This is a genomic window from Parabacteroides sp. AF17-28 (assembly GCF_003479205.1).
GTDB classification, from domain to species: domain Bacteria; phylum Bacteroidota; class Bacteroidia; order Bacteroidales; family Tannerellaceae; genus Parabacteroides; species Parabacteroides acidifaciens.
Window position 1 is genome coordinate 172,789 of the sequence record NZ_QUGV01000005.1, and the last position, 21,261, is coordinate 194,049.

15 protein-coding genes are annotated in these 21,261 nt (G+C 42.4%); 4 read left to right on the plus strand and 11 right to left on the minus strand.

Annotated elements, in window-relative coordinates; all coding sequences use genetic code 11:
* Positions 1-61: 61 nt before the first annotated feature.
* Together DWW90_RS05425 and ruvC are read left to right on the plus strand one after the other, a co-directional pair.
* Entirely contained in the window at positions 62-376 is a 315-nt protein-coding gene (locus DWW90_RS05425; protein ID WP_122331090.1) for a DUF4286 family protein, read from the plus strand.
* Positions 373-930 (plus strand): crossover junction endodeoxyribonuclease RuvC, encoded by a 558-nt coding sequence (ruvC, locus tag DWW90_RS05430; RefSeq protein WP_122331091.1) that lies wholly within the window; start codon positions 373-375, stop codon positions 928-930. The genes DWW90_RS05425 and ruvC overlap by 4 nt, the downstream gene beginning before the upstream one ends.
* Positions 931-936: 6 nt before the next feature.
* Here the strand turns inward: ruvC and DWW90_RS05435 are convergent, their stop codons facing one another.
* The 3 genes from DWW90_RS05435 to gdhA all read right to left on the minus strand — a co-directional run bounded on the left by DWW90_RS05435 (position 937) and on the right by gdhA (position 4,867).
* Positions 937-1,701: a DUF6599 family protein gene (locus tag DWW90_RS05435; protein WP_122344263.1), complete on the minus strand. Its 765-nt coding sequence runs from the start codon at positions 1,699-1,701 to the stop codon at positions 937-939.
* Positions 1,698-2,852 (minus strand): DUF362 domain-containing protein, encoded by a 1,155-nt coding sequence (locus tag DWW90_RS05440; protein ID WP_122344264.1) that lies wholly within the window; start codon positions 2,850-2,852, stop codon positions 1,698-1,700. The genes DWW90_RS05435 and DWW90_RS05440 overlap by 4 nt, the downstream gene beginning before the upstream one ends.
* Positions 2,853-3,532: 680 nt before the next feature.
* Entirely contained in the window at positions 3,533-4,867 is a 1,335-nt protein-coding gene (gene gdhA / locus DWW90_RS05445) for an NADP-specific glutamate dehydrogenase (RefSeq protein WP_115497933.1), read from the minus strand.
* A 230-nt stretch (positions 4,868-5,097) separates the two neighbouring features.
* Here gdhA and DWW90_RS05450 point away from each other — a divergent pair, with 230 nt between their 5' ends.
* Entirely contained in the window at positions 5,098-8,064 is a 2,967-nt protein-coding gene (locus DWW90_RS05450; RefSeq protein WP_122344289.1) for a PEP/pyruvate-binding domain-containing protein, read from the plus strand.
* Here DWW90_RS05450 and DWW90_RS05455 read toward each other — a convergent pair.
* From DWW90_RS05455 to DWW90_RS05485, 7 genes are all read right to left on the minus strand, one after another.
* Entirely contained in the window at positions 8,048-9,043 is a 996-nt protein-coding gene (locus tag DWW90_RS05455; protein WP_122344265.1) for a metallophosphoesterase family protein, read from the minus strand. The two genes, DWW90_RS05450 and DWW90_RS05455, sit on opposite strands and share 17 nt — an antisense overlap.
* Positions 9,044-9,171: 128 nt before the next feature.
* Complete coding sequence (locus DWW90_RS05460) at positions 9,172-10,632, minus strand: enolase C-terminal domain-like protein (RefSeq protein ID WP_199662170.1); 1,461 nt, start codon at positions 10,630-10,632, stop codon at positions 9,172-9,174.
* Positions 10,633-10,638: 6 nt separating this feature from the next.
* Positions 10,639-11,658 (minus strand): sugar phosphate isomerase/epimerase, encoded by a 1,020-nt coding sequence (locus DWW90_RS05465; protein WP_158582810.1) that lies wholly within the window; start codon positions 11,656-11,658, stop codon positions 10,639-10,641.
* Positions 11,630-13,015 (minus strand): Gfo/Idh/MocA family protein, encoded by a 1,386-nt coding sequence (locus DWW90_RS05470; RefSeq protein ID WP_115497937.1) that lies wholly within the window; start codon positions 13,013-13,015, stop codon positions 11,630-11,632. The genes DWW90_RS05465 and DWW90_RS05470 overlap by 29 nt, the downstream gene beginning before the upstream one ends.
* A 51-nt stretch (positions 13,016-13,066) precedes the next feature.
* Complete coding sequence (locus DWW90_RS05475) at positions 13,067-14,890, minus strand: RagB/SusD family nutrient uptake outer membrane protein (RefSeq protein ID WP_199662171.1); 1,824 nt, start codon at positions 14,888-14,890, stop codon at positions 13,067-13,069.
* Positions 14,891-14,902: 12 nt separating this feature from the next.
* Complete coding sequence (locus DWW90_RS05480) at positions 14,903-18,271, minus strand: TonB-dependent receptor (protein ID WP_222940332.1); 3,369 nt, start codon at positions 18,269-18,271, stop codon at positions 14,903-14,905.
* 248 nt (positions 18,272-18,519) lie between these two features.
* Positions 18,520-19,536 carry a FecR family protein gene (locus tag DWW90_RS05485; RefSeq protein ID WP_122344267.1) on the minus strand — a complete coding sequence of 339 codons (1,017 nt, stop codon included), beginning with the start codon at positions 19,534-19,536 and terminating at the stop codon, positions 18,520-18,522.
* A gap of 163 nt (positions 19,537-19,699) precedes the next feature.
* Here DWW90_RS05485 and DWW90_RS05490 point away from each other — a divergent pair, with 163 nt between their 5' ends.
* Positions 19,700-20,272 (plus strand): RNA polymerase sigma-70 factor, encoded by a 573-nt coding sequence (locus DWW90_RS05490; protein WP_115497964.1) that lies wholly within the window; start codon positions 19,700-19,702, stop codon positions 20,270-20,272.
* A gap of 21 nt (positions 20,273-20,293) precedes the next feature.
* Here the strand turns inward: DWW90_RS05490 and DWW90_RS05495 are convergent, their stop codons facing one another.
* A complete protein-coding gene (locus DWW90_RS05495; protein ID WP_115497965.1) occupies positions 20,294-21,250 on the minus strand; it encodes a hypothetical protein in 957 nt (318 codons plus the stop codon).
* Positions 21,251-21,261 lie beyond the last annotated feature (11 nt).

The following is a 21,261-nucleotide window of genomic DNA, read 5'->3' on the forward strand; positions in this document are numbered from 1 at the left end:
AATATAGGGCTTTTCCTGATATTAGCACTATCTTTGTCTTAGAATTTTTATCAAAAATAAGATGATAGTCTACAATACAACGTTCCATATAGAAAAAGATATTCAGGAGGAAGGCCTGGATTATCTGAAGAAACAGTATATGCCGAAAGCGATAGCAAGTGGCTTTCTGCAACGCCCGTGCCTGCGGCGGGTGATGCATACGGAGGCGGAAGAGGGAGTGAGCTTCTCTGTGCAGTTTCATGTGAAGAATGTCGATACGCTGAATTTCTGGTTGCAGAATGAGGGAGGCCGTCTTCATAAGGAACTGGTTGCCCGTTTTGGCCATAAGATAGCCGGTTTTAGTACTTTACTGGAAGAGATAGACTGGGAGAAATGACAAAAGACCGTATTATATTGGGTATCGACCCGGGAACGATTGTGATGGGATACGGAGTCCTGAAGATTGAAGGTAATAAGCCTAAGCTGGAAGCAATGGGTATCCTGCAATTGAATAAATATGAGGACCATTACTTGCGCCTGCGTAAGATTTTCGAGCGCGTGTTGGGACTTATCGACCAGTATCATCCGGACGAACTGGCTATCGAAGCCCCCTTCTTCGGTAAAAACGTACAGAGTATGTTGAAGTTAGGACGCGCCCAAGGAGTTGCAATGGCGGCTGCCCTTGAACGGGATATCCCGATCTTCGAGTATGCCCCTTTGAAGATTAAGATGTCCATTACCGGAAACGGAAATGCGGCAAAGGAACAGGTTGCCGGAATGCTACAGCGTTTCCTGCATATCCCGGAAGAATCCATGTTGCCGCAGCTGGATGCGACAGACGGTCTGGCGGCAGCCGTGTGCCACTATTTTCAGACCAATAATCCCGTGCAGGAGAAGAAGTACACGGGATGGAAAGACTTTATCGCCAAGAACCCGGGCAAAGTACGCTAAGACCGGTCAGAAGCCGAAGCCTCCGTGATCGTCCTGCTCCGTTTCTTTTTCACGACCTTTGATCAACAGGTAGGTATCGCCGGATTGAAGAATGTCCGATGCTTCGACTTTATTTTTTAACTTCCCGACCTCTTTCCCGTCTGTCACTTCTATGAGTGCCCGATAACCTTTGGCAGGCTTGTCGGCGATGTACCAGATGCCCGAATAAGAGATGTCTTTCACCAAATTGGCGAGAGACATACTTACACCGGATATGGAGATCGGACCGCGCAGCAGTTTCAACTTTCCGGAGTAGGGAGTCGACAGGCCAAGTGCTTCCGGTATCCGGGGATTCTCTTTACTATCCAAAGGTACGTACAGGCGGATCAGCTCGTCGACCTTGCTTTTTGCATCTTCGGAACCCGAAGGAAACACGACGGACACATATTTGTTCCCGGCTACCGCCTGCAGTTGATAGGGAGCCAGGCAATCGATGCAACCCAATGTGTCCGCCCGGCTGCATTTGAAGATATGCAGGGAATAAATACCGAAAGCATCTTCAGCTGTCGGCATATCGTAAATGTCAATTGTATATTCGTTCCCTTTATAGACGACATCCCGTGTGACCAGTTTGCTAACCCCGTATTCCAGGAACTGGTCTGCGCCCCCGTTCATAAAGCCATACAGGCCTGTGCCGGTAAATACCCGTTCGCGTTTGACCTCGGGAGCTTGCCCGAAGAGCGTAACCTGGACAAACAGGGTGAATAGGAGTCCTATCAGATATTTGTTCATGCTTGCAGATTTATTTCCTTGAGTTCTATTTTGTCTTTATCGGCAACGCCCAGTTTCAGTTCCTGCGCTGTTTCCATAAAAGCGCGCGAGCCTGCCTTTTCGCCGTCCTGTATGCCTTCCTCGATTCGTTTGGCGAGGACGATGTCGTAGCAGATACAGTCTGTCGCAACCGGATCGGTTCCTACGACAAGCGTATTGTAGTGGCAGATAAACTGAGGGTTGGCAGACGGACCTCCGTCGAAACATCCGGTCAAGCCGTCGGCAATGTTCAACACGACCTTATCGCGCAAGGGCGGGAAAGCGCACGCACAGGCACAGGTGTCGTGCCACATCGGTCCGTGGAGCCGCGCCGTGTTCGTGATCGAACCGAAAGCGAGGTTCTTCATGCAAACCGTGATTGTGGAACCCGCGTTCTTGATGACCGGGACATTGATGATTTTGGTGACCATCTCCGTACATATCTTGGTGAAGTAAGAATGCTTTCCTCCGTTTATCATATAAGGCATCGTGTAGGCGTCATATTCGCCTTCGAGGTCTACGAAAAACGACTGCGATTTGTCGATCCGGCTTTCTCCGTAAAACTTACCGTCCTTGTCGATATAGCTGCCGTCTGCGTCCTGATATTCCGTGCCGATAATCTTGATGCCGGGATAATTTTCTTCCGTGAAGCCGGATTCTTTCAGGTCTTCTTCGCGTCTGTCCCAGATGATCAGATTCTTCCGGGGAATGCCCGCCTCTTCCAATTGTTTGATGATAGACCGGGTAACGGCATGCGAGGTGGAAAGGAGTTTTCCGGCGATCGGGTTTACCTTCAGACCAATGATATCCTGCGGGCCGACCAGTTCGAGCCATGCTTTGCGCAGGTCTGCCTGACCGGTCAGGTTCAGCATGGAGGTTTTCAACATCTCATAGGCAACCGTTTCCGAAGGCTGTCCGTCTACGATGCAACCCGGATGGCTGGTCTTGACTACCTTACCCGGATATTTACCCGGCATGGAATGGGCTGTCCGGGGAATGGCGGTTGCTTCGTTTATATTTGTTGCCGGTTTTTGTTTCTCCTGATCCTGCAGGGGAACCGCTTTGGCAATAGGGGAAAGGGCGGCTGTCATACCTCCCAGCGCGATGGAACGGAAAAAGTTTCTTCTTTGCATGGCTTTATTCAATTAAAGTTAATGTTCGTAGTGTTATCCCGGATAGCACGTGAGACAAATGTACGAATTAATGGTGGGAAAACAAAGAGCTGAAGGGGACTCTTCGTTCCATATCTGGCAAATAATGAATCAATAACGGATAACACCGGTCCTCTATTGCATGTTACGGTTGTCTTCTTTGCATGTCACAACTGTCTTCCTTCTATGTTACAGTTGGATTTCTTTTGTTTCACGGCTGTAACATGAATCGCGGGTAGGTACGGAGGGGGCACACATTCCGCATCGTTCATTCTATCTGCCGGGTTATTCATTCCTTTACGGCACTATAACCCCATGAAGTACTGCAATACCATTTCGCAGGCGATCTTGACAAGTCAGATATACAGTTTTAAGAAGAAGTAAACTACCTCGTTCCCGCGCTCCGACGCGGGATCGCACAATAGCCTGCGGCATCCTAAACCATAAATCATCATTTACCAGTTTAGGATAAAACCTGTTCCTTTGCGATTCCGCGTCGGAGCGCGGAAACAGGATAGCTCACTTTTGGCAAAATGTGAATCTCCGATGAGAGCCGGAGGTTAAATACTATCATGGTTTTAAAAAATAAAAGGATGCCTGTACATTACAGGCATCCTCCTTTCATAGACACATTCTCTACGTATATTGAATACACATTGATTTTATACAATACCTTGCGCCATCATAGCTTTGGCTACCTTCATGAAGCCGGCGATATTGGCACCTTTCACATAGTTGATGTATTTGCCGTCCTTGCCGTGTTCTACGCACTGTTCGTGGATGGCGCTCATGATCTGATGCAACTTGGCGTCTACTTCTGCAGCCGTCCAAGAGATATGCATGGCATTCTGTGTCATTTCCAAGCCGGAAGTTGCAACACCGCCGGCATTGACAGCCTTACCCGGAGCGAAGAGCTGTTTGTGTTCGATAAAGAGGTCGACAGCTTCGGCCGTACATCCCATGTTGGATACTTCGGCAACGCACAGAGTCTTGTTTTCGATCAGCTTGCGTGCATCGTCTGCATCCAGTTCGTTTTGGGTTGCACACGGAAGGGCGATATCCACCTTCTGTTCCCAAGGTTTCTTGTTAGGATAGAACGTTGCACCGGGGAATTCGTCAGCATAAGGAGCTACGATGTCGTTGCCCGAATTACGCAATTCCAGCATATATTCGATCTTTTCGCCCGAAATACCGTCCGGGTCGTAAATATAACCGTCCGGTCCGGAGATTGTAACAACCTTACCGCCCAGTTCGGTTGCTTTCGTTGCTGCACCCCATGCTACGTTTCCGAAACCGGAGATGGCAATTGTCTTACCTTTTATATCAATACCGTGAGTTTCCAGCATCTGATGTACGAAATAAAGGGCACCGAAACCGGTTGCTTCGGGACGGAGGTTAGAACCGCCGAACTCCATACCTTTACCAGTGAATGTTCCGGTGTTTTCACGAGCCAGTTTCTTATACATGCCGTACATATAACCTACTTCGCGTCCGCCTACGCCGATATCGCCTGCCGGAACGTCGCGATCCGGACCCAGGTTACGCCACAGTTCGAGGATGAATGCCTGGCAGAAACGCATGATTTCAGCGTCACTCTTACCACGGGGAGCGAAGTCGGAACCGCCTTTGCCACCACCCATCGGCAATGTTGTCAATGCATTCTTAAAAGTTTGTTCAAAGCCTAAGAACTTAAGGATGGACAGGTTTACCGAAGGATGGAAACGGATACCTCCCTTGTACGGGCCGATCGCATTGTTGAATTGTACGCGATATCCCAGGTTTACTTGTATTTCCCCCTTGTCGTCTACCCAGGGTACACGGAAAGTGAAAATACGTTCCGGCTCAACCAACCGTTCGATGATTTTAGCTTTCTCGAATTCGGGATGCTGGTTGTACACTTCTTCAATTGAAAGAAGAACTTCTTTTACTGCTTGCAAATACTCCTTTTCGCCCGGATGTTTTGCTTCCAATGCTGATAAGATGACTTCTGTCTTCATAGTATATAATTTCTTTTTTAGATAACATTCTGTTTGCAAATGTAGGCAATAACCTGGGTTGGCAAAGTATTTTGCTTACTTTTTGATAGTTGTTTTCTATGTTATTGAACAATGTTTTTCAAGCGTTGTTCCGGTACTTCTCCGGAAGCGGTTGGCTCAAATTCAGGAGCAAACTACCTGTGAATTGTTTTTTTCCTTACATTTGGGGAGTTAATTCTATAAAAATCATCATGAGCGGAATACCGGACTTTAAAAACCTTGTGTTCAAAGACACATCGTTCGCCAATCTAATGAATAAGCGTATATATAATGTATTGCTTATAGCTACTAAATATGATGCCTTCATGCTGGAAGACGACGGGCGTGTAGACGAGCAGATCTTTAACGAATATACCTCTCTCAGCCTTCGTTATCCGCCCCGGTTTACGCAAGTGACTACAGAGGAGGAGGCACTTGCCGAATTGAAAGACCGTAACTTCGAACTGATCATTTGTATGCCGAATATGGATAACCGCGACATTTTTGCAGCGGCAACGGAAATCAAGATTCATTATCCCAATATACCGATCGTAGTCCTGACGCCTTTCTCGAAAGAGGTGTCCAAGCGGATTGCGAATGAGGACTTGAGTGCGATCGACTATGTGTTCAGCTGGTTGGGAAATGCAGAGTTGCTGCTTGCCATCATCAAGCTGATTGAGGACAAGATGAATGCGCCGGATGATACGGCAAGTGTCGGTGTGCAGATTATCCTGCTGGTGGAAGATTCCATCCGCTTCTATTCTTCCGCTTTGCCGCATCTGTATAAGTTCGTATTGGAACAGAGCCAGATGTTTGCCAAGGAGGCGTTGAACGATCATCAACGTACGCTCCGTATGCGCGGGCGTCCTAAAATCAAGCTGGCGCGTACTTATGAGGAGGCTGTACGCATCTTTAACCAGTATCGCGACAATATGCTGGGGATCATTTCCGACATGAGTTTCATGCACGATGGCGTGAAAGACCCGTATGCCGGCTATAAGTTCGGACAATATGTGAGGAAGACCGGTTTGATCATCCCTTTCGTGCTCGAATCGTCCGAGGCAACTAATAAAGTATATGCAAAGGAGTTAGGAGCTTCTTTTATCGATAAAAACTCCAAGAGCTATCCGCAGGACCTCAGGAAGAAGATCATGCAGCGGTTTGGTTTCGGCGACTTTGTCATCCTGAACCCGCAGACGAAGGAAGAGATCATGCGTATTAAGGACTTGAAGGACTTGCAGAAGAAAGTGTTCCAGATTCCCGATGATTCGCTTGTCTATCACCTGAGCCGCAATCATTTCTCCCGTTTCTTCTATTCCCGCGCCATGTTTCCGCCGGCAGAGGTATTGAAACGTGTGGACGTGAGCGATTATAAGGATATGGATGAGGCACGGCAGTTGATTTTCGATCTTATCGTGCAATACCGGCGGATGAAAAACTCCGGTGTCGTGGCTGTCTACCAGAAAGAACGTTTCGACGAATACAGTAATTTCGCCCGCATAGGAGACGGGTCGCTCGGAGGAAAGGGGAGAGGCTTGGCGTTTATCGGTGCCATGGTGAAGCGTTATCCTGATCTGGAGCACGAACATTTTGCCGTAACCATTCCAAAGACTGTCGTGATCTGTACCGATATCTTTGACGAGTTCATGGATACGAATGAGCTATATCCGGTTGCTTTGAGTGATGCGGATGACGAGACGATCTTGAAATACTTCCTGCGTGCCAGCTTACCGGCCCGCCTGATCGAAGATTTGATGGCTTTCTTTGATGTCGTCAAAAGCCCGATTGCAGTCCGTTCGTCCAGCCTTTTGGAGGATTCTCACTATCAGCCGTTCGCAGGTATTTATTCTACCTATATGATACCTAAACTGGAGGATAAATATGATATGCTCCGGACGTTAAGTGATGCGATCAAGGCGGTTTATGCTTCTGTTTTTTATCGTGACAGCAAAGCTTATATGACAGCAACATCGAATCTTATCGACCAGGAGAAGATGGCGATTGTTTTGCAGGAAGTCGTAGGTAACCGCTATAATGACCGTTTCTACCCGACAATTTCGGGTGTGGCGCGTTCGCTGAATTTCTACCCGATAGGTAATGAAAAAGCGGAAGACGGGATTGCCAATATCGCTTTAGGTCTTGGCAAATACATTGTAGACGGAGGGCAGACCTTACGCTTTTCTCCCCGCCATCCGCATAATATATTGCAAATGAGTACGATGGATTTTGCTCTTCGCGAAACGCAAACCCGCTATTATGCGCTCGACTTGAAGAATTTGACGGAGCAATTCTCCGTAGATGATTCTTTTAATCTGCTTCGCCTGAATCTGAAAGATGCGGATGCGGACGGTTCGCTGAAATTCATTGTATCTACTTATGATCCTTATGACCAGATAATCCGTGACGGTTATTATCCCGGCGGCCGTAAGATATTGTCTTTTGTGAACATTCTCCAGCACGACGTTTTCCCGTTGGCAGAGACGCTTGACCAGATTTTGCATGTCGGGCAGGACGAAATGGGACGCCCGATCGAAATAGAGTTTGCCGTGAACATTGATCCGGAGAATCCGGAACGGGCTACTTTTTACTTGCTGCAGGTGCGTCCGATCGTGGATAATAAGGAGGTGATGGAAGAAGATTTGACGCAGGTTGAACAGGCTGATACGATATTGTCGTCTACCAGTGTGCTGGGACATGGCATCGTGACAGATGTGCAGGATATTATATATGTAAAGACCGGCGCTTTCAGCTCTTCCAATAACCAGTTGATTGCTTCCGAAATAGAGAAGATGAACCGTCAGTTTACCGAAGGGGAAAAGAATTATGTCCTGGTTGGTCCCGGTCGTTGGGGAAGCAGTGATTCCTGGTTGGGAATTCCGGTGAAATGGCCGCATATCAGTAATGCCCGCGTCATTGTGGAATGCGGACTGGAAAACTATCGCGTCGATCCGAGCCAGGGCACGCACTTCTTCCAGAATCTGACTTCATTCGGCGTCGGCTACTTTACTATTAACCCGTTTAAAGGAGATGGCTGGTTCGATGAAGAATATCTGAATTCCCTGCCAGCCGTAGAAGAAACCGAATATCTCCGTCACGTCCACCTCGATGCACCGATCGTCATCAAGATGGACGGGAAGAAGAGTTTGGGAGTCGTGCTAAAACCTAATCTTTCTTCTTGATAAAGTCCGAAGGATAGTTTACGGTGTTGATGATTTCGCCACCTTTCAGGCGTATCCAGGTTTTGAAGTTCTTTTCACCTTCGGTCATTTCGATTACGCGGGCGCCGTTGGTCAGGTTGTTATACACAGTGTCTCCACCTGTATAACGACCGTAGGCCAACAGGATGCCTTTCCAGTAAACGGCGTAGTCGTCATCATGATCATGGCCGACAAATACGCCTAAGATGTCTCCCATTTCTTTCATGGATGTAAACATGCCGGAGTTGAGTTGGGGCGCACAGGCTTTTTCCTTGCGTGTTCCTACTAAAATAGCGGTTTCGTCTGCCGCCGCCTGGTTGTATTCTGGCAGGGCGATGTGGAAGAACGCTAATGAGGGTAGGGGATTGCCGCCGTTCTGTTTCGTATATTTGGCGCTGTTCTCACGGTACCATTGTATCTGGTCGAACTTGATATAGTCGTATCCGCCTATACCCTTGATTTGTGAGTAAGAATGTGAATCCAGACAGTAAAGGATTGCTGCATCCTTCTTCCCGTCGGACGATTTCAGCGGAAGGATGAAGTTCGTAGCTCCTACGACTCCGGCTACGGAATCGGTCAGGTTGTAGGGGATTGTCTGAATGATATCGAACAACTGGGTACGGGTAAGTCCCTGTTCGTTATCATGATTGCCGAATGTGACTCCGAAAGGAATTTTGCGGTCTGCGGCTAAGTTCAGTATCGTGCGCATCCCTTCTTCAGCCGGCTGCCCATAGATGACATCTCCGGTAAAAAGAACAAGATCCGGTTTCTCTGTGTCCAGTACCTCATTGATCCGTTCGACGGATATTGCCGATTTGGGATTTCCATGAATGTAATGTACATCCGTGAACTGTACGATTTTAAATTTACCGTCTTTGTTGAACTGCAAAGTCGGCTTCTGCGCATAGCCAGATTGCAGACAACCGAACACAAGCACAAGGGTAATAAGAAGTTGTTTCATTTCAATATGTGTTTAGATTATGTTTTTATGTAACAAAGGTATCGAATTATAGTGATTGGTTCATAATTCGATACCTTTTATTTGACGAATAATTGATAAACGGTTAATAACCTAAACAATTATGCCTTCTATATTTGTGGAGGAAACCAAGCTGCATAATGAGGCGATTGTTCAAATATTCCCCCGCTTTCAGCAAAATAATCATCATCAAGAACGAAAGTCCCTTTGTTGACTTTAGCCCACGATTTATCGGCTGTCGGATTATATGTCAGCATTTTATCCCACTGAGCATAATTTTGATGTCCGTTACTTTCTACCAGTCCGAGCCCTCCTTTTATTCCAGGGAAAGCGTTTAAACGTGAAGCCACAATTTTATTCCACTCTACCAGGATCGGATTAACTGTCAGATCCGCACAGAAACAAGGTATATTATTATCGTACGCTAACTGGGCAACTTTCATGGACATGCTCATCGTTTTAGCTATTGGTTTCAAGGCGATAGCTGAATATCCCAATCGGATTCTTTCCAATGCATGTTTGTCGGTATGTGCAGTCTCATCTGACACGATACGTACTCCCATATCACTTACATCATACATTTTTTCTTCGGCGAACGGCTCTTCTATAATCGCAATTTGATCGAATGCACCGATTTTTTTTGCATAGTCGAGGAAGCGTAACATGGTTTCTTTTTTCTCGTATCGGCCGTTTGCATCGAAGTAATAAGGTAGTTTTCCCGATTCTGTATATGACGTGCGGGCATTCCCGATCGCAGCATGTATCTCACTTAGCCGTTTCATGTCTTTTTCGACCATTTCTTCTTGTGTGCCAGCCTGCCCGATTTTTATTTTCATAAAAAAGTATCCGGCATCTACCGTGTCTTTTATTTCTTGGACCGGGATATTGTAAGCCATAAGAGGAATACATGCAACCTTATTATGATGATTGGAAAGACATGGGCGATAGGCAACCGGAACCATATCATCGAAATTGTTAATCCCATTTTCGGCACAATAAAGCAACCACGCTGCATTGTCTATTCCGACTAATGCATTCAGGATAAATGTCTCTTTTAAATCAGGGTTTCCTGTGATCTTTTTTCCATATTCCCATAATTCGTCCAATATATCTTCCTGCAATTGGACCGGATTGGAAAATGTTTCCCCTTCTATCATCTGCAAGGCCCGAGTTGTAATGTTATACATCAATGCATTACCCGCGCTTTCAGAGTGTACCTCGAAAACTGCCGGATCACTCCAAAGGACGTTTTGGGTACATATTCCGAATTTCCTGTATCCATTTTCACTTCCGAGCAATGCCGCCGTTTGCCAGATCTCTTTCATCGCTCCCCCTTTAAATCCGAATGGACGTATTAAAGGCTCCCGTTCGAAATTGGCATTCGTCTCAATAATCTTTATTTTTTTCTCCCCGGGAATTCCGATAAATGTGGATTTTGTCCCTATTGTCTTACTTTTTCCCGAAGGAAGAGTATCTTCTTTGGCTGGTGGCGAACAGCTCTGCGCAGCAAAAGCCAAGCTGCTGGTCGCGGCAAAGAAGCTGCTGTGTTTTATAAAGTTTCTTCTGTTCATGATCGATTAATCTAAATTGTGTTCTTTCAACTTTTCGCGAAACCAGTCAATATCCTGTTTTAGGCAGTGTGCTATTTTTTCATGACTCATTGTCGGTGTCCGACTACCTTTGTCGGCTCCTCCCAAGTCATATTCTAAATGAATACTGAATGGACCGGAAAGTTTTAATTCTACGTATTTACGGAGAAAAGCATCAAAATCAACCATTCCATAGCCTAAAGGCATGTCTTGTATTTGCCAATGATTCCCCGTTTTTTGCCAGATAAAATCTTTGATTGGACAGCTTTTAATCCAAGGAGCAAGCAATTCCATCCCTAATGACCAAGATTGGCCACCTTCGCATATTGCATGACGAATATCATATTGTACCCCGATATATTGTGGATCCAGATCTTTTACCAGTAAGTATAAATCCCAGACAGGACCGCCAACTCGGGTTCCTGAATGATTCTGATAAGATCCATGTATATCATATTTACGATTAAGTTTTTCAAGCTGTTCAAAAGATCTCTTCACTATATCTATATTCTGAGGTATTGTTTTTGTTTTATCATAATTTATATACCCCATTCGATAATGCTGTATACCCATTTCTGCTGCTGTAGCAAGAATAGATTCTGTATATTTATCTTTTGCGTCAATGATTGTTGTTACCATCATGGGTGTCGATATACCTTCTTTTTGGAGTGTTTTTACTAAACGTGGCAGATCGCTTTTTACCTTTTCAGGTTGTACGTGTCCACTATCGCGAACAGATAAATCAGCTCCGTTATAGCCCGCTTTTGCAAGAGTTTGAGCGAGTCGTTCATAATTCAGATATTGCAAGCATTTTGTAAATACACATATTGTTTGGGAGTTTACTTTATTACTGGGAATGTTAGATATTATTGGATTATAAACCTTTTTTGCGTAGGCATTGGGGGCTAAAATAGCCCCCGTTGCCAATGTAACACTGGTCTTAATAAAACTTCTTCTAGAATTATTCATAACCAAAAAGTTAAATAGTCCAAGGTCTTCGATATTCATATCCCAGCATTTCGTTTGCTTTTTCTGAATTAAGGAAACGTTCATTTACGGCGTCCCAATGTAAGCGCTCCTTTGTTGCTAATGCAATATTGGCAAGATGTGCAAAACTTGTTGATCGATGCCCTTCTTCCAATGGGCATAAAGGAGTTTGTCTGGATTTAACACAATCAAGAAAATCTCGTATTAGTCCGGTTGTACTATCTGCACTACTGGCATCTCCTAATAGTTTCATTTTATTATCGAATGATATTTCATCAAAATGCTTATTCCAATTTTGGAATTGTCCTGGTGATGTGGGTCGGATACGGTATCCTCCTTCATATGCATAAGCAATTCCGTCTGTACCTCTTAACTCCAATTCTCCATAAGGGAACATACCGCCGCTTGTCGTTTCCATAATGCTATAGGTGATAATTTTACCAGATGCAAATTCAAATGTCACGAATGCAGTGTCATCTATATCTGCATCATGATTTAAAACGTATTTACCTCCATGGGCAGAAATGTAAGTCGGTGCAGTCTCATTCATTAGCCAACGTAGTGCATCTAAGTGATGTACTCCCCAATTCCCCATTTGAGAGGAATAATCTCCCCACCAACGAAATTTATAAGGTGCGATATTATACTGGTAAGGACGGTATGCGCGCGGACCTAACCACATATCCCAATTGAAATCTTTGGGAGGTTCTTCCGGTTGCATTTTACCGATACCATTCGGAAACAAATTGCTGATATGAGCTGCTCGGCCAACTGTTATTTGTCCGATTCTGCCAGCATGGATTTCTGCTACTAATTTTTGATAAGCTATATTTCCACGACGGTTAATACCAACGGCTACCACTTGTTTGCTGGCAGCTTGTGCTTCTACCATTTTTCGCCCTTCCCTTAAAGTGCTGGTCAGGGGTTTTTCGCAGTAGACATCCTTTCCTGCTTTAATAGCTGCAATGGTGATATAAGCATGCCAATGGTCGGGTGTTGCAATACATACGGCATCTATATCTTTATCGTCAAGTAGTTTCCTGAAGTCAGAATACAATTTGGGCTGCTTAGGAAATTTTTCACCCATCTTTGGAATCTTGTCTGTGAGATCTTTTAGCCATCGTTCATTGACTTTACTTCTATCTCTGTGAAGATAGGGCTCATAGATGTCACATAAGGCGGCTACCTCGCAATCTGGTTGTTGCATAAACAATCCTAATAATTCGGAGCCTCTGTTTCCCACCCCGATGAATCCCATTCGTACTTTATCATTTGCTCCTGTTTTATGTGAGGACGTTACTGTACCAAATATATGTGTGTTAGTTGTAAAGCCAGCTGTTAATACTGCCGCGCTTTTTAAGAAATCTCTTCTTTCCATATTATAATTATTTATTTGTTCAACTTGTTGATTATGATAATAAAAACAGAATTATTCATATCCGGGATTTTGAATTAGCAATGAATTCCTATTCATTTCTGTTCGTGGGATAGGGAAAAAATAAGCTTTGTCTAACCATGTCCTTTTTTCAAATTCATAAGGGGTTATTGTAGGGATTTCATCTGTAACATGTGTTTCCTGATCCATTTTATATATAATAGTAACACCATGAACAGGTTTATATGCCTGTGGTCCAATAGCCCAACGACGTACATCCCACATACGATGATCTTCGAATGCCAATTCGACACGTCTTTCATGTCGACAACATTCTCGTAATTCGACTCCTGTAGCTGTAATATCAGGCATGCCAGCTCTTTTTCTTATTTTATTCAAGTATATTTTTGCTTCATCATATTCCCCTAATTCAATGCATGCTTCCGCGTAATTAAGTAATATTTCAGCATAGCGGATATGTCTCCAAGGTGTATCTTGTGCAATATCTTGATATTGCCCATCCATTGATGGATCCAAAAACTTGCGAAGATAATATCCTGTATAGCCTCCTTCAAAAGCGGAAACGGTACTATTTCGTCCGTCTGGTCCATACCATAATTGCATTTCATTCTTTTCAGTATTCCAGATTTCTTTATTCCCAATACTGATAATTCCATTAGGCTCTATACTGATAACGTCAGCTGTCCGAGTTCTCCATTTAGCCCCTTCATAAAGGATTGATGCATAGAAACGAGGATCTCTATCTTTGTATGGAGTCTTAGCATGTTCAGGATTATCCCAACTGAAAGGTATGCCAGAGCGCATTTCATATTCATCAACAATTTCTCCGATAGGACAGTTGTTACCTCCTCCATGATATCCGTTAGGTGTATTATTATTTAATATGTTATTGTTATAAGGTACTAGTCTGGAGGTAAAATATCTTATAAAAATATCTTCTTCCGTAGCTTTAGGTGCCAGGAAAAGATCTGTAATATTCTGTGCAATAGAATCTGTCGGAGATGGATTAGCTTTGAACAGATCGTATAGATGCATATCTATTACTGCTTTAGCGGCGTCTTTGGCTGCTTTCCATCTGCTGTTTTGAGAACCAGTGGTATATTTTAAATATTCTGGTTTTTCGTAATTCTCAAAATTGAAAGAGTTATGTAAATCGCTGGCTGCATAAAGCAATATGCGTGATTTTAAAGCGAGTGCGGCTCCTTTGGTTGCTCGGCCATTGTTGCTACCACTATGAGTAAGAGGTAATAATTCAGCGGCTTTGTCACAATCCTCAGAAATGAACTTGATACAATCTTCATAAGAACTTCTGGCAATATTGTAATCATCTCCTAATTGATATACATTGTCTACAATGGGAACTCCTCCATAAAGATTGGTTAGATAAAGATAAGTCCATGCTCTTAAAAAATAGGCTTCTCCTTTCAAACGCTCTTTTTTTGTTTTACCATCAATGAGGGTATTATCATCCGGTAATTTATCAATACCCGTTAGAGATATGTTACATTTACGTACAATAGCATAGAGTTGATCCCATATCATACGTGGATGTCCTTCTCCTTTGGTCCACCCTGGTATATTATCCGGGTTTAAGACACAATTGTTGAAATTCATAACATCACTGTTGTCACGACGATGCCCTTCATCAACAAAGCACATTTGCATATATTTAGCATATGGAATATCCATTGCATCGTAAATACCATTAATGAATAATTCTGATAAAGCAGGATCTTTCCATACATCGGTTTCTGAGTACTCCCCTAATGGTTTTAGGACGAGTGCATCATCAGAACATGAGATGGTAAGTATTCCCATGAAAAGAAGTACTGTTGAAAAATATTTAAAACCTTTCATATTCGTATATTTTTAAAACGTTAATGCTAATCCAATACTATATATCTTATTAAGTGGATATGCGACTGCTGAAGTCGTTTCCGGATCAAAAGTTTTCATGCCGCAGATAGTGAATAAATTCATTCCACTGAAATATATACGTGTACTTTCTATACCTAATTTGCTGTATAATTTTTGTGGCATGTTATAACCGAGTTCCAAATTTTTTAATCTGATGTAATCCGATTTTCTGTTCCAGTAAGTATTAGGACCTGTTTGTGTTTGGTTCCAATATTCGGACCTATAGTTTCCGACTCTGGGTTTTGATGCATTTGTATTAGTCGGTGTCCATCTGCCTTCTAAATCTTCCATAGAGAAATTACCAGCTTCACCGGATTCCACTTCATGATATCGAGTGGCTCCGGCTGCACCTTGGAAGCCTATAGTTAAATAAAAGTCTTTATATCCAAGATCAATATTTAGCCCTCCTGTCAGTGTCGGAATATTGGTCTTGTCTGATCTGACACGATCGAGCCCATCGATTTTATTATCTCCGTTCACATCTCTGAAAATAATATCTCCAGGTTTTGCCCCTTGCCAGTGCGGATATCTTTCGAGATCTGTTTCATCTTTGAAGATACCAATTGCTTCATAATACAAGCCTGCTGAATTATCTCCGATTAGACTTGGGTTGATAGGCTTTCCTGTTGCTCGTTGATAATCTGGAATATTGGGTGATTCATCCCAGAAGATAATTTTACTTTTGGAAAAGCCTCCATTAAGGCCGATTTGATAAGTGAAATCCCCAATATTGTTATTGTATGCGATATCAAATTCAAATCCTTGGTTTTTTACTTTCCCTATATTTTCACGGGGAAGAGTCAACCCCGCTGTCGCTGGTATGGAAGCATTACGGTAGCATAAAATATTGGAACGGATATTATGAAAATAATCAACTGATATTCTTAAACTACCATTTAATGTTTGCAGGTCAAAACCGACATTGCTTTGGTTTGCGACTTCCCATGTAATAGACGGATTAGGTATTCTTAATTCTTGGAGGAATTTAGCTTCTGTATTCCCATCGAAAACAGTTGTATTTTTGGAGTCTTTCGGACTGTGCATGTTTCCTGCGGCTGAGTTATCAAAACCATAACTGGCCAGATATTGGTAAGGACTTACCCGGTCATTACCTGTTTGACCCCATGACCCACGAAGTTTGAAAGAGTTGATAAAGGCAAGTTTTTCTTTCCAGAAGTTTTCTTCAGAGATAACCCACCCTAATGAAACAGAAGGGAAAAAACCGTATTGTTTTCCTTTTGGGAAAATATAAGAACCATCATAACGGAATACAAATTCAACTAAATATTTGGATGAATAGTCGTAATTAAATCGGCCGAAATAATTAATACGGGCATCATGGCTGGCAGAGCCTGTATTGGTTTTATCAAGATCCCCTCCGGCAAATAATTCGTCAATCAATGTGGAAGCAAAATAAGTCCGGTAGGCAGAAAAATTCATGGACTCTCCTGTTTTTCTTTCGAAACCAATCATCGCCTTTAATCCGTGTGTTTGGGCAAACGTATGAGAGTAATTCACTAATGCATTTAAGGTCAAACCATGATCATCTTGCATATATTGATTTAAACTGGGGGATGAATATCCTGATGATGCGCCTGAAACAACAGGCATATTGTTAGAATCAAGCGTTTTACCATCCCAAGAGTAAAGAGTCCATGGTGTTTTCCATGTTTTTTGGTTTCTGATAAATTTATCGAATGCGACATTACCGGTAACAGTTAATCCTTCTATACCCGGGATTGTGATATCCAACTTTATGTTACTTGTTAATATATAGCTTATATTGCGATCATAGCCTGTTGCATTTGTAGCAACAACGGCAGGATTCATTCCTCCTTCATACCCAGACGCAGGATATTCGCCATAAAAAGCAACTCTATTAGGACGTCCCATTCCATAGCGAAGTAGTTCACTTAACGCTGCCGTAGAGTTATTACGATTTTCCTGTCGGGCTGCCAGATCGATACCAAGATTGATATATTTGGTAACCTTCGCATCCAGATTACTTCTTATATCCATCTGTCGATAGCTGTTTGCACTACGTTGGAAGATTCCTTTTTGATAATTGAATCCGGCAGATACAAAATATTTTACTCTTTCGCTACCCCCACGTAAAGATGCATCTACATATGTTTGCGGTGTGAACTTCTTGAAAACTAAATCATACCAATCTGTATTAGGATGCCCCCAAGGATCGGAACCATCCGCGAATAGCTTAATATCTTCATCTGTATATCTTGGCTGACGGTTGGCATATAAATCAATTTCATTAAGTGCCTGTGCGTAGGTTGCTGCATCTGCCCATTCTGGAACAATGGTTGGAGTTGCCCAACCCTGCCTAACGTTTACATTGATAACAGGTTTACCTATAATGCCTCGTTTGGTTGTGACAAGAATTACTCCATTTGCAGCCTGTGCTCCATAAATGGCAGCTGAGGCATCTTTGAGAACTGTAATACTTTCTACGTCTGCAGGGTTCAGTCGATTCATATCTCGTCCTGCAATACCATCAACTACTACTAATGGATTATTATCTCCCAGAGTATTGGAACCGCGTATTCTTAAAGTGGAATTGTCAGAACCGGGCTGTCCGGAAGTTGTGACAGCCGTTAATCCGGCGAATTTACCAGCTAATGCATTTGTGAAGTTATTAGCAGGGATAGATTTTAACTTGTCTCCCTTCATAGATGCAATGGAACCTGTGATTGTCGCTTTTTTGGTTGTTCCGTATCCGATTGCAACGACTTCGCCTAAACCTATCGCTGTTTCCTCTAATGCAATATTGAAGGTCGTTTTATTGCCGGCTGGAACTTCTTGTGTTTTCATTCCGACAAAAGAAAACACAAGAATGGCTTTTTCTGGAATTGCAGACAGTGTATAATGGCCATCAGCATTGGTTATTGTACCGATTGTTGTTCCTTTAACGGACACATTTGCTCCAATTATAGGCTCATTATTGATATCTGTTACAATACCTGAAATTGTTTTGCCTGATTGCTGTGAAGTCGTTACTCCCGGAGAACCGGTTGATAAAATAATACTTTTCTCCATTACCGAATAGCGGATGTCCGTTCCTTTGAAGAGTTCATTCAGAATGGAAAAGACGTTTTTGTTACTACTCTTTATCGAAACAATGCGGTTGGTATTCACTTGTTTGTTGTTGTAGAAGAAGTGAAACTCGGATTGCTTCTCGATTTCGTCCAGTACGTTTTGTACTGTTTGGTTCTTTATATCCAAGGATAACAAGGTGGATTGACTGTAGCTGTTTTCTGCAAATACCAATCCTATCGACACAAATAACATAAGGATGGATAGTCTCATAAATAGTGGTATTTTCTTTAAGATAGCAAATGGTGATTTTACCACCCTAAAGTATTGGATGCTAAAATAATTTGTCATAATTTTGTACTGTTTTAAATGATAAAATAGATAAGTGAGACCTGTCGCCAAACAGGTGGACCTTTTGTTTTTCACACGAGGAAATACGCCAATATTTTCTCGTGTGTTTTGCTTTTAAGGAGGACGTGCTTTCATGTTTTGTTCTTTTAAAGATTAATAATGTTGGATATTTAGTAAAGTACAACTTTGCTTTTCGTTTGAATAGTCTTTTCTCCAAGTTCCGGTTCTATTATACGATATTGGATGCCGGATGCTATTCGGAAATGCTCCAATATTTGAATTAACTGTTGGGTGTCGAATGTACCTGTGAAAGAACTTTTCTTTATTGCTTCTCTTTCTATTATAAAATCGACATTGAAACGGTGGCTTAGTTTTTTCAAAACAGCCTCTAACGGAGTGTCCCTTAAAACGATCTTACCTTCTTTCCATGCGATTTCGCTTGAAACAAACGTTTCCTTTTTCTTTGCTTCTCCTGTGTTTTTACAATAAATCACTTTCTGGTTCGGATGCATGACTAAAGTGTTTAACTTTTTGTCTTCCGTTTTATATAAAAGGCGAACAGAACCTTCTTCCAAGGTTGTTGCAATGTAATTCTCATCTTCATATGCTTCAATGTTGAATTTGGTACCCAAAACTTCAACTTTTAAATCCTCACCGGAAGATACGATAAATCTCTTGTCAGGATCTTTCGCTATCTGGAAATAAGCTTCACCGGTAAGACTGACTTCACGGGTTTTGCCAGTGAATTTTAGCGGACGGATTAATTTGGAACCTGAATTTAACCACACTTTACTGCCATCGGGCAAGTCGATGGATGTGATCATACCCGGAGTTGTTGTGAACTCCATATATTCTACGGGTTCTTCTCTCAGCCAATAATAGGCGGAGACCAATAACAATGGAATGAACAGGATTGCAGCAATACGCTGGAGCCAGATAAAAAGACCTGCCCTTTTGCGTTGTTTGATTTTTCTCTTTACTGTTTTCAGGGATGCGGAAGCATCTGTAAGTTTAATCGTATTTAGTGCCTCGGATGCAAGACAAATTGATTGTATGTCCCGTGCCAACTTTTTGTTTTCTTCTGATTGCTCAATCCACTGTTTGATTATATCTTTTTCAAATAAAGAGACTGAGCCTGTAAAATAGTTCAAAAGAGTTGTTTCATCTATATGTATGTGTTCTTCCATTTTCTCCTTTTTATATATATGACTGATGGGAAAGGAAACCTCCTAAACAGAAACCGGTTTTTTTTATTTATTTTTTTGTGATTGTTTTTTTGAGATAAAAGATTACATTTGTTGCATCTGGTAGATGAGGCCTGTGATTGTTGATTCTAAATACATGATTCTAATGCTACATGAAATTCAATATACAACTGATGAATCTCTTTTTCAATATTTAACTAAAGGAGATGAGAAAGCGTTCGATGTTTTATTTCTGAAATATTACCCTTCCTTATGTGCTTATGCGCGACAGTTTGTGGAGTATGACGATGGTCAGGAGATTGTGCAGGATGTGATGGTTTGGCTGTGGGAGAACCGGGAGATGCATACGTTTGAGATTTCTCCGAAAAGTTACTTGTTCAAAGCAGTGAAGAACCGTTGTCTGACATTGATCAGTCGCAATGAAATCAAGCAAAGAATAGTGAATACTTTATATGATGACCAACAGTTACGATATGAAGATCCTGACTTTTATATCGTGGAGGAGTTGAGCCGGAAAATAGAGGAGGCACTGCAACGTTTGCCTAATAGCTATCGGGAAGCTTTTGAAATGAATCGTTTCCAACATTTGACTTATGGCGAAATAGCAAGTCAACTGAATGTCTCATCAAAAACAGTAGACTATCGTATCCAACAAGCGCTGAAATTGCTGCGTGTAGATCTGAGAGATTATTTGCCAATATTGCTTGCCATTATTTAAAAACGATTCCTATGTATGTTTTTATAAAGTATCTATTATCTCATGCTGTTTTTTGAGGAAAGGAATACGCTGTGCTTCTCCACTTCCTGATATCAGAACGGAATGCCGTTTTAAAGATTGGATCCAATTGCGCTGCATTTGGCAGATGTGCGGACTTTGCGAATCCATCGAGTTGATGGAATAGACTCGTATCATGCTGATTTGAAAATCTTTCTTTTCGATGTAACTGTATGTCGCTTCGAAATGGATATTGGACAGATAGATATAGACTTCCTTGTTTTCACTAAATTGACCTTTGATCGATAATGCCTCCATAGAATCAAGCAAATGATGGAGCTCTTCTTTTATGTGAATGATGTCATCTTGCGAAATCAGGTTGAGGCAGGCAAAATATTTAATCTCTTCTATGAACGTGAGAAAAATATTGGTATCCCAGATAAAATAGGTCTTTTTGCATTGTTTTGTAGCCTCGCTAAGGTGTTTATGTACATCCACAATCCGATCTTCTACGTGCATCTCCGATAAAGACTTTGGTACTTTTTGCCCATTCTGATAAATCCATCGGCAAAGGCGGAATTTGGATAAGTATTCAAATGAAGAATAAAGGGTAAAAGGAAGAACGTTGGAGACTGTATGGACTTCAGTGCTTTCGTCATTTTTTACATAGTTGAATATTTGAAAGTAACGATTGGCGATATCGTAATAACTTTCCAAGGCATTGGATGGACTGTGTAAATTCAAATCGAAAGTGACTTTGTTTGAGAAATGATTACCGATAATCTGGTCGATAGAAATACCCAGCTTGTTGGATAGAAGCGCGACTTCATTGATCGTAAACGCAACTTCTCCCCGCAGCCTGCGATAAACAGCTTCTTTCCCTAAACACAATGCATCTGTCAGGTAGTTGGCAAGATTTTGCCCTTTAGGTATTCGTTCTTTTATGATCGTAGTCAGTTCGTCTAAAACGTGATTTTTCATCATTGATCCTT